This is a genomic window from Burkholderia sp. E168m15 (assembly GCF_016586105.1).
Taxonomy (GTDB): domain Bacteria; phylum Pseudomonadota; class Gammaproteobacteria; order Burkholderiales; family Burkholderiaceae; genus Burkholderia; species Burkholderia orbicola.
On the sequence record NZ_BCPO01000143.1, the window covers coordinates 1 to 9788 of the forward strand.

8 protein-coding genes and 1 pseudogene are annotated in these 9788 nt (G+C 68.1%); 5 read left to right on the forward strand and 4 right to left on the reverse strand.

Going from position 1 to position 9788, the window contains the following annotated elements:
* The 3 genes from JMF86_RS21295 to JMF86_RS21305 all read right to left on the reverse strand — a co-directional run.
* On the reverse strand, nucleotides 1-232 hold a 232-nt coding region (locus JMF86_RS21295), incomplete at its 3' end, for a sensor histidine kinase N-terminal domain-containing protein (protein ID WP_201317140.1).
* Nucleotides 229-903: a response regulator gene (locus JMF86_RS21300; protein WP_006479157.1), complete on the reverse strand. Its 675-nt coding sequence runs from the start codon at nucleotides 901-903 to the stop codon at nucleotides 229-231. The genes JMF86_RS21300 and JMF86_RS21295, both read right to left, overlap by 4 nt.
* Nucleotides 904-1028: 125 nt before the next feature.
* Nucleotides 1029-2264, reverse strand: coding sequence for a multidrug effflux MFS transporter (locus JMF86_RS21305; RefSeq protein ID WP_011694719.1), 1236 nt, complete (start codon nucleotides 2262-2264; stop codon nucleotides 1029-1031).
* Between the two features lie 101 nt (nucleotides 2265-2365).
* Between JMF86_RS21305 and JMF86_RS21310 the strand changes: the two genes are divergently transcribed.
* From JMF86_RS21310 to JMF86_RS21330, 5 genes are all read left to right on the forward strand, one after another.
* Nucleotides 2366-3847 (forward strand): PLP-dependent aminotransferase family protein, encoded by a 1482-nt coding sequence (locus tag JMF86_RS21310; RefSeq protein WP_011547830.1) that lies wholly within the window; start codon nucleotides 2366-2368, stop codon nucleotides 3845-3847.
* Nucleotides 3848-4040: 193 nt separating this feature from the next.
* Nucleotides 4041-5141 (forward strand): ABC transporter substrate-binding protein, encoded by a 1101-nt coding sequence (locus tag JMF86_RS21315; RefSeq protein WP_011547831.1) that lies wholly within the window; start codon nucleotides 4041-4043, stop codon nucleotides 5139-5141.
* Between the two features lie 108 nt (nucleotides 5142-5249).
* On the forward strand, nucleotides 5250-7022 hold the full coding sequence (locus tag JMF86_RS21320; RefSeq protein ID WP_011547832.1) for an iron ABC transporter permease: 1773 nt from the start codon (nucleotides 5250-5252) through the stop codon (nucleotides 7020-7022).
* Nucleotides 7015-8082, forward strand: coding sequence for an ABC transporter ATP-binding protein (locus JMF86_RS21325; protein ID WP_125381466.1), 1068 nt, complete (start codon nucleotides 7015-7017; stop codon nucleotides 8080-8082). Before JMF86_RS21320 ends, JMF86_RS21325 begins: the two co-directional genes overlap by 8 nt.
* A gap of 152 nt (nucleotides 8083-8234) precedes the next feature.
* Nucleotides 8235-9326, forward strand: coding sequence for a porin (locus JMF86_RS21330; protein ID WP_011547834.1), 1092 nt, complete (start codon nucleotides 8235-8237; stop codon nucleotides 9324-9326).
* A gap of 145 nt (nucleotides 9327-9471) precedes the next feature.
* Here the strand turns inward: JMF86_RS21330 and JMF86_RS21335 are convergent.
* A pseudogene (locus tag JMF86_RS21335) lies at nucleotides 9472-9788 on the reverse strand (zinc-binding alcohol dehydrogenase family protein); the annotation flags it as partial.

Here is a 9788-nt window from a genome sequence, read left to right on the forward strand (position 1 = left end):
CGATTCGAGTCATTTCGAGCGCGAGATACGGCAGGTCGACCTCGATCTCGCCGTCGTTGAGCCGCACGCCTTCACGGATCGACTTCAGCGACGACGACAGCGTGCGGTCGAACGCGACGTGCGCGGCGCTCATCGCACGCTGGTACGTGAGCCACGAGTCGAGCGCGAGCAGGCCCAGCAGCGGCAGCAGCAGCCACAGCGCGACCTGCGCGCGCAGGTTCGGGCGGGTCATCCTTCCGCCTTCGCTTCGAGCAGATAGCCCAACCCGCGCAGCGTGACGATCGCGACGCCCGTGTTCTCCAGCTTCTTGCGCAACCGGTACACGTAGATCTCGATCGCATCGGCGTTGACCGATTCGTCGAGCCCGAAGATCTTCTCCGACAGCGTGTCCTTGTTGATCGCGCGGCCGTTGCGCAGGATCAGCACCTCGAGCACCGAGCGCTCGCGCGGCGTGAGCGACAGCGGCTCGCCCGCGAGATGGAAGCTGCGGTCGATACTGTCGTACGAAAGCGGCCCGCACTCGACGCGCGAATGCTCGTGCCCAAGACTGCGCCGGATCAGCGCGCGGGCGCGCGCCTCGAGTTCGGTCAGCTCGAACGGCTTCGCGAGATAGTCGTCGGCGCCGAGATCGAGCCCCTTCACGCGGTCCTCGACCGACCCGTGCGCGGTGAGGATCAGCACCGGCACCGGGTTGCGGCGCGCGCGCAGTCGTCGCAGCACCTCGAGCCCGTCCAGTTTCGGCAGCCCGAGGTCCAGAATCACCAGCGCGTAATCCTGCGTGCGCAGCACGTGGTCCGCCGCCTCGCCGTCGGCCATGTGATCGACCGCGAAGCGCGCGGCGCTCAGCGCATCGTTCAGCGACTGGGCCAGGTTCGGGTTGTCTTCGACGAGCAGCACACGCATGGGGATTCCGGTAAGGTCAGCGACAGCCCGCTACATTACATGATCCTTTCCGTCTCCACGCCTCGCGCAAACACGGGTTGCGCGGGTGTCGCGAAGCCGCCGCGCGCGATGCCGGCCGCAGCGACTCAGCGCTCGGCAGCAGGCTGGTTGCGCGCCACGATGCGCGCGTCGCCGGTCACGCGCCGCTCGCGGAAACCGGCCACCACCGCGACGAACGCGACGCTCGCGCCGACCGTGACGACGATCATCGGATGCACGGTGCCGTCCGATAGCCACGCCAGCACGCCGCCGCACGCGGCCGTGATCGCCATCTGGATAAAGAAGAACAGCCCCGACGCCGTGCCGGCGATCTTCGTGTACGGCTGCATCACCGCGAACTGACAGGCCGGAATCGCGATCCCGACCGCGATCATCACGACGAACATCGGCGCGACGAGCGCCGTCACCGAAGCCGGCGCGAGCGCGCCGCCGACCCACAGCACGGCGGCGCCGACCAGATTGACGGCCGCCGCCGCCGCGATGACCGAATCGGCTGTCCGGCGCGTACCGGTCCTCGCGAACGCACTTGAACCGATCAGGTAGCCGAGCACGGTCACGCCGAAGATCGCCGCATAGACCGGCCCGGACACGCCGATGTGCCGCTGGAACAGCGTCGACGATTCCGCGATGAACGGATAGTAGGTGCAATAAGCAAAGCTGATCGCGAGCGAATAGCGCAGGAACCGCCGCTCGCGCAGCAGGCCGGCGTAGGTCCGCAGCAGCCCGGCGCCGGCGGGCGGCCGCGCGTCGCGCTCGCGGGTCTCGGGCAGGTAGCGCAGCACCATCGCGGTCGCGACCAGCCCGCCCGCCGCCAGCCAGCCGAACACGCCGCGCCAGCCGAGCCACTCGGCAATCGCGCTGCCGGCCAGCGGCGCGACCACCGGCGACAGCGCCATGCTCGCCGAAATATGGCCGAGCATCGTGGCCTGCGTCGCGGCCGGAAAACGCTCGCGCACGATCACCCGGCCGATCACGGTGCCGCAGCAGCCGCCCAGCGCCTGGAACACGCGCGCGGCGATCAGCGCCGGAATGCTGGTCGACCATGCGCAGGCAACGCTCGCGACGACGTACACGCACAGGCCGCCGAGCAGCACCGGCCGTCGGCGGTAGCGGTCGGACAGCGGCCCCGACACCAGCATCGACAGCGCATAGCCGACCATGTACAGGGTCAGCGTGAGTTGCAGCTGCGCGTCGGTGCCGTGCAGCGCATCCGCCATCGCGGGCAGCGACGGCAGGTACGCGTCGATCGTGACGCGCGGCAGGCACACGACGAGCATCAACAGGAACAGCCAGCCCCGGCGGGGTAATGAACGCGTCTTCATGCGGTAAGTCCGGATCGGCCGGATGAGTGGGGTCGACAGCAATCTAAGGCGAAAGTGATATAAGCTGAAGGACCATTAAATCGACTGTTGACTGGACCACTATGTCGCGAGGCAAAGCCGCGATTCCGCTGGACCTGCCGCGCCCTGCCGGGCTGTCGGGCGGCAGCCCGCACTCGAAGCAGGAATGCATCGCCGACACGATTCGCGACGCGATCCTGAAACGCCTGCTGCCCGGCGACAGTCCGCTGCCATCCAGCCGGACGCTGGCCGCGCGCTGGGACATCGCGCGCGGCACCGTCGAAGCGGCGTACGACATCCTGTGCGCCGAGGGCTACATCGCCCGCACGCAAGGCTCCGGCACACGCGTGTGCGCGGTGGTGCCGGACAGCTATCTGCGCGCGGCCGCGCGGTCGCAAGACGGCAGTCCGCTCCCCGCCACCCTCGCGTCCCCCGCATCCACCGCCCCGGCCGAGCCCGAACACGGCGTGCGTCCGGGCGTCCCGTTCGTCGCGCGGCTCGCCGACCCCGACCTGCTGCCGATGCAGCAATGGAAGAAGGCGCTCGGCGCCAGCCTGCTCGCCGCGACGGCGGACGACCTCGGTGCGACACCGGCACTGGGCGTCGAAAGCCTGCGCGCCGAGATCGCCGCGTACCTGCGGGAATACCGCGGCATCCCGTGCGAAGCCGGCGACATCGTCATCACAACCGGCATCCGCCACGCGATCGACCTCGTCGCACGCACGCTGCTCGCACCCGGCTCGACGGTGCTGATGGAAGACCCCGGCTATGCGTCGGCGTGGCAGATCTTCACGATCGCGGGCGCGACCGTGATCGACGTGCCGGTCGATCGGGAAGGCATCGACACCGCATCGCTGAATCGCCATCCCGATGCGCGCGCCGCATACGTGACGCCGGCCCATCAGGCGCCGCTCGGCGTCACGATGTCGGTCTCGCGCCGGCTCGAACTGCTCGACTGGGCGCAGCGCAACCGCACGTGGATCATCGAGGACGACTACGACGGCGAATTCAGCTACCAGACCGCCCCGCTGCCCGCGCTGAAATCGCTCGACGCGTGCGACCGCGTGATCTATTGCGGGTCGTTCAACAAGACGCTGTTTTCCGGGCTGCGCATCGGCTTCATGGTGGTGCCGGCGGCGCTGCGGCCGGCTCTGTCCGCCGTGTGGCACGCGACCGCGCGCTCGGTCGGCGTCGCGCCGCAACTGGCGCTGGCCCGCTTCATCGGTCAAGGCGATTTCGCGAAGCACCTGCGCGCCGCCCGCCACGCGTACCGCCAGCGGCGCGACATCGTGCTCGAGCAGCTGGAGAAACATGCCGGCGGCCGGTACACGGTGACGGGCGAGCACGCGGGCTTTCATTTCGTGCTGTGGCTGCCACCCGGCATCGACGATGCCACGTATGTCGCGCAAGCCCGCGCGGCCGGCGTCGAGCTGCAACCGGTCCGCGGCTTCTGTCGAAGCGCCCGCCGCGAAGCGGGCGTCGTCGTGGGCTATGCCGCGCTGACGGCCGCCCACGCGCGGCATGGCGGCCGCCTCCTCGGCCAACTGCTGGCCACTTCCGCGTAGCCCGCGCCCCAGCGTCGCCCCACCTTTCAAGCCCTGCCGCGCGCCGCGAAACCCGCGGCCGGCGCCGCGTCGACCTCGGGAAATCCATGACACGGACGGCACGATTGCGCACCGGAATGAAAGCAGGCTGAAAGTGCCTCGCAATTAACATCCGCGTCACTCGAACAAAACCCACGCATCACTGGAGGAAGACATGCCGTTTGCACCGAAGCAACTCGCCGCCGCGCTGGCGATCGTTCTGGGCACTGCCGCCGGCAGCGCCGCCGCGCAGGTTCCGGCCGGCTACCCGGGGAACTACCAGGGCGTGATCGACGCCGCGAAGAAGGAAGGCAAGCTGATCGTCTACTCGACGACCGACACGGGCCTCGTGCGTCCGCTGATCAAGGACTTCGAAAGCCTGTACGGCGTGAAGGTCGAGTACAACGACATGAACAGCACCGAGCTGTACAACCGCTACATCAGCGAGAACGCGGCGAGCAGCACCAGCGCCGACGTGCTGTGGAGCTCGGCGATGGACCTGCAGGTCAAGCTCGTCAACGACGGCCTGATGGCGTCCTACGATTCGCCCGAAAGCCAGAACGTGCCGCAATGGGCGCAGTACCAGAAGCAGGCGTACGGCACGACGTTCGAGCCGCTCGCGATCGTCTACAACAAGCGGCTGATCCCCGAGAACGAAGTGCCGACGACGCGCGCCGACCTGATCAAGCTGCTCACCACGCAGGCCGACAAGTTCAAGGGCAAGGTCACGACCTACGACATCGAGAAATCGGGCGTCGGCTTCAACTATCTGACCCAGGACGCGCACGTGAACGAGAAAGTCACGTGGGAACTCGTCAAGGCGATCGGCGCGACCGGCCCGAAGCTGCAGTCGAGCACGGGCGCGATGATGGAGCGCATCTCGTCGGGCGAGAACCTGATCGGCTACAACATCATCGGTTCGTATGCCTACGCAAAGGCGAAGAAGGACAAGTCGATCGGCTACGTGTTTCCGAAGGACTACACGCAGGTCGTGAGCCGTCTCGCCACGGTGTCGAAGAAGGCGAAGAACCCGAACGCCGCGAAGCTGTGGGTCGATTACCTGCTGTCGAAACGCGGCCAGACGTTGATCGCGAACCAGGCGAACCTGTACGCGATCCGCGCGGACGTGACCGGCGAAACGTCGGCCGCGAGCCTCACGAAGGAACTCGGCGATTCGCTGAAGCCGATCCAGATCGGCACCGGCCTGCTGGTCTATCTCGACCAGTCGAAGCGACTCGCGTTCCTGAAGCAATGGCAGCAGGCGATCAAGCGCTGATGCGCTGAGCCGCTGACCTCGGGCCGCCCGCCGCACCGCGCGCGGGCGGCCCCTTCCCCTTACCGACTTCCTTGAGGCGGCCATCCGGATGGCCGCAGGGGCGAACTCATGCTTTCAACCAGCACACGCGGCACGGCACCGGCCGTCCCGCCCGCCACCGGCCCGCGCGACGCGATTCCCGCGCTGCCGGTCAGCAGCCTGCAGCCGCTCGCCGGCATGCTGCGCTGGATCGTCGTCGCGGTCCTGACCGTCGCGGTCGCGCTGCCGCTCGGCTTCATCCTGTTCCAGAGCCTGCTGTCCGCGCCGTTCTTCGACGCGAACAAGACGCTCGGCGTCGAAGGCTTCCGTTTCATCTTCAGCGATCCCGACTTCTGGTCGGCCGTGAAGAACTCGTTCATCATCGCCGGCGGGATGCTGTTCATCTCGATCCCGCTCGGCGGCATCCTCGCGTTCCTGATGGTGCGCACCGACCTGCCCGGCCGCCGCTGGCTCGAACCGCTGCTGCTCACGCCGGTGTTCGTGTCGCCGATGGTGCTCGCGTTCGGCTACGTGGTCGCGGCCGGCCCGGTCGGCTTCTACTCGGTGTGGTTCAAGGCACTCTTCGGGGTACAGAACGTGCCCTGGAACGTGTATTCGATCTTCGCGATCACGGTGATCGTGGGCCTCACGCACGTGCCGCACGTGTACCTGTATTCGTCGGCCGCGCTGCGCAACCTCGGCTCGGACGTCGAGGAAGCCGCGCGCGTGACCGGCGCCCGCCCGTTCCGCGTCGCGCTCGACGTGAGCCTGCCGATGACGATGCCCGCGCTGCTGTTCGCCGGCGTGCTGGTGTTCTTCCTCGGTTTCGAGGTGTTCGGGCTGCCGCTCGTGCTCGGCGATCCGGAAGGCCACCTCGTGCTCGCGACCTACCTGTACAAGCTGACCAACAAGCTCGGCGTGCCGTCGTATCACCTGATGGCCGCAGTCGCCGTGTGCATCGTCGCGATCACGTTCCCGCTCGTGCTGCTGCAGCGCCGCCTGCTGAAGACCGCGAGCCGCTTCGTCACCGTGAAGGGCAAGGCCGGCCGCGCGACCGTGCTGCCGCTCGGCGTGTGGCGCTGGGTCGCGCTCGCGATCGTCGCGCTGTGGCTGATGCTGACCGTGATCGTGCCGATCTCGGGCATCGTGCTGCGTGCGTTCGTGACCAACTGGGGCGAAGGTGTCGCGCTCGCCGAAGTACTGACGCTGTCGAACTTCATCGAACTGTTCGAGCAGGACAACCTGGTGCGCGCGATCGTCAACACGCTCGGCATCGGCGTGATCGGCGGCGCGCTCGCGATCGGCTTCTACTCGCTCGTCGCGTTCGCCGGCCACCGCCGCCCCGACTGGGCGACCAAGCTGCTCGACTACCTTGTGCTGCTGCCGCGCGCGGTGCCGGGTCTCCTCGCCGGTCTCGCGTTCCTGTGGATCTTCCTGTTCGTGCCCGGCCTGCGCGAGCTGAAGAACTCGATGTGGAGCATCTGGATCGCGTACACGGTCGTGTGGCTCGCGTACGGGATGCGGCTCATCCAGAGCGCGCTGCTGCAGGTCGGCCCGGAACTCGAGGAAGCCGGCCGCAGCGTCGGCGCGACGCGCAGCCGCGTGTCGCTCGACGTGACGCTGCCGCTCGTGCGCTTCGGCCTGCTCGCCGCGTGGCTCCTGATCTTCATGATCTTCGAGCGCGAATACTCGACCGCCGTCTACCTGCTGTCGCCCGGCACCGAAGTGATCGGCGCGCTGCTCGTGTCGCTGTGGGCGACCGGCGCCGTCGATCAGGTCGCGGCGCTCTCTGTCATCAACATCGCGATGGTCGGCGCCGGTCTCGGCGTGGCCCTGCGCTTCGGAGTGAAACTTCATGGATAAGCTCATCGTCGACGATCTGCACCTCAGCTACGGCGCCAACCCGATCCTCAAGGGCGTGTCGTTCGAACTGAAGGCCGGCGAAGTCGTGTGCCTGCTCGGCGCGTCGGGCAGCGGCAAGACCACGCTGCTGCGTGCGGTGGCCGGCCTCGAACAGCCGTCGGACGGCCGCATCCAGCTCGACGACCGCGTGTTCTTCGACGGCGCGCGGCGCGTCGACCTGCCGGTCGAACAGCGCTCGCTCGGCCTCGTGTTCCAGTCGTACGCGCTGTGGCCGCACCGCACCGTCGCCGACAACGTCGGCTACGGCCTCAAGCTGCGCCGTGTCGCGCCGGCCGAACAGAAGCGCCGCGTGCAGACCGCGCTCGACCAGCTCGGCCTCGGCCATCTCGCGGAACGCTTTCCGCATCAGCTGTCGGGCGGCCAGCAGCAGCGCGTCGCGATTGCCCGTGCGCTCGTCTACAACCCGCCGGTGATCCTGCTCGACGAGCCGCTGTCGAACCTCGACGCGAAGCTGCGCGAGGAAGCGCGTGCGTGGCTGCGCGAGCTGATCGTGTCGCTCGGGCTGTCGGCGCTCTGCGTGACGCACGACCAGACCGAAGCGATGGCGATGTCCGACCGCATCCTGCTGCTGCGCAACGGCCGCATCGAGCAGGAAGGCACGCCGGCCGAGCTGTACGGCGCGCCGCGCTCGCTGTACACCGCCGAATTCATGGGCAGCAACAACCGGATCGACGCGCGCGTCGCCGCGATCGACGGCGAATGCGTGACGCTCGCCGGCGACGGCTGGGAGCTGCAGGCGCTTGCCCGCGACACGCTCGCGCCGGGCCAGGACGCCCAGGCCGTGATCCGCCTCGAACGCGTGCAGGTCGCCGACGGCCCGGGCGCGAACCGGCTCCAGGCCGACCTCGTCACGTCGATGTATCTCGGCGATCGCTGGGAGTACCTGTTCCATTGCGGCGAGATGCGCCTGCGTGCGTTCGGCCATGTACCGCGCGCGGCCGGCAAGCACTGGATCGAATTCCCGACCAACGACTGCTGGACGTTCGCGAAAGCGGGCTGACCCGATCGTGGCGGCCAGCGTGCCGCCGCCTGTCACTCCACGCAGCCGCCTTCCTGCCCGGCGGACGCTTCCCGGCGTCCGCCGCGGGCGATTGCGCGGTTGCGCGCCGTATCCGTTTCACCCAACCCACAAGAACCAAGGAGACACCGTCAATGAAGTCACGCGCAGAACGTTCGATTCGAACAGTAGTCCTCACCGGTTCAGCCGCGGCCGCCTGCCTCGCCGCGCCGGCCGCGCACGCGCAGTCGTCGGTCACGATGTACGGGATCATGGACGCCGGCATCGAATTCACGAACCATGCGGCACCACAAGGCGGCAATTCGGTCAAGCTGAAGTCGGGCAACAAGAACACGTCGCGCTGGGGCCTGCGCGGCGTCGAGGATCTCGGCGGCGGGCTGAAGGCCGTGTTCCGGCTCGAAAGCGGAATCGACCTCGCGAACGGCGCCTCGGACGACGGCCCCGACTCGATCTTCGCGCGCCGCGCGACGGTCGGTCTGAAAGGGAAATGGGGCGAGCTGTCGCTCGGCCGCAACTTCACCGTCACTTACGATTACATGCTGCCGTTCGACCCGATGGGTTACGCGCAGAACTACTCGTGGGCGACCTCGTCGATGGCGACCGGCGGCCGCAAGGACGGCCTGTTCACGCGCTCGTCGAACGCGGTGCGCTACGACGGCGAATTCAGCGGCTTCAAGTTCGGCGCGCTGTACGGGTTCGGCAACGTGCCGGGCAGCATGAAGACCAGCTCGAAATACGATTTCGCGGTGGGCTACGAGACGGGGCCATTCGCGGCGGTCGTCACGTTCGACCGGCAGAACGGCGCGGCCGACAGCGTCACGCCGGCCGATACAGTCAACTACATTCAGGGCATCCACGCGGGCCTGAGCTACGACTTCGGCAACCTGAAGACGATGGCCGGCTATCGCAACTATCGGCGCACGTTCCACACCACGGCCGCGAACCAGTTGAGCGACATGTATTGGCTCGGCGGGTCGTACCAGTTCACGCCGACGTTCTCGCTGATCGCGGCCGTCTATCACCAGAACATCAAGGGCGGCACGGATACCGATCCGACGCTGGTGTCGGTGCGTGCGCAGTACGCGCTGTCGAAGCGCACGGTGCTGTATGCGGCCGGGGCGTTCGCGATCGCGAAACACGACCAGAAGGTCGGCGTGTCGCGCGATTTCAACGGGTATGGCACCACGCAGGTCGGGGTGACGGCGGGGATTCAGCAGCGGTTTTGAAGCCGACGTGACGAGCGGCAGCGGTTGATCAGCCGCCCCGCCTGCTTTCCACGCTACGCGCGGCGGCATGACGGCGACCGGCCGAACGCTGCCGCGCAACTCGACGCTCACGCCGCATCCGGCCCGCTGCCTGGCGATGCGCTGCTCACTCGCCACGCATCGTGAACACCGGACGCACGACGCTGCTCGCATCGCCCCAGTGTTCACCGACCGCCGACAGCGGCACCGTGCGCGTGTCGATCGTGAGGCCCGCATCCCCGGCCGCCTCGAACACGCCGTGCACCGACGCCAGCAGGCGCGGCAACGGCACGCTGCCCAGGCCGCTGCCCATCAGCTCGATCGCGGTCGCGCGCAGCACGGCGCCCGGCAACAACACGTCCGCGCCGCTGATCGAGCCGATCTCCACGAAGCGCACCCGCTGTCCGCCAGGGGGCGCCTTCGCGGCGGCAACCAGCAGCGTCT

What these genes read in the sequence shown, in the direction of transcription:
- JMF86_RS21300 (WP_006479157.1), bottom strand. Translation starts at nt 903, where the DNA reads ATGCGTGTGCTGCTCGTCGAAGACAACCCGAACCTGGCCCAGTCGCTG.
- JMF86_RS21305 (WP_011694719.1), bottom strand. Translation starts at nt 2,264, where the DNA reads ATGAAGACGCGTTCATTACCCCGCCGGGGCTGGCTGTTCCTGTTGATG.
- JMF86_RS21310 (WP_011547830.1), top strand. Translation starts at nt 2,366, where the DNA reads ATGTCGCGAGGCAAAGCCGCGATTCCGCTGGACCTGCCGCGCCCTGCC.
- JMF86_RS21315 (WP_011547831.1), top strand. Translation starts at nt 4,041, where the DNA reads ATGCCGTTTGCACCGAAGCAACTCGCCGCCGCGCTGGCGATCGTTCTG.
- JMF86_RS21320 (WP_011547832.1), top strand. Translation starts at nt 5,250, where the DNA reads ATGCTTTCAACCAGCACACGCGGCACGGCACCGGCCGTCCCGCCCGCC.
- JMF86_RS21325 (WP_125381466.1), top strand. Translation starts at nt 7,015, where the DNA reads ATGGATAAGCTCATCGTCGACGATCTGCACCTCAGCTACGGCGCCAAC.
- JMF86_RS21330 (WP_011547834.1), top strand. Translation starts at nt 8,235, where the DNA reads ATGAAGTCACGCGCAGAACGTTCGATTCGAACAGTAGTCCTCACCGGT.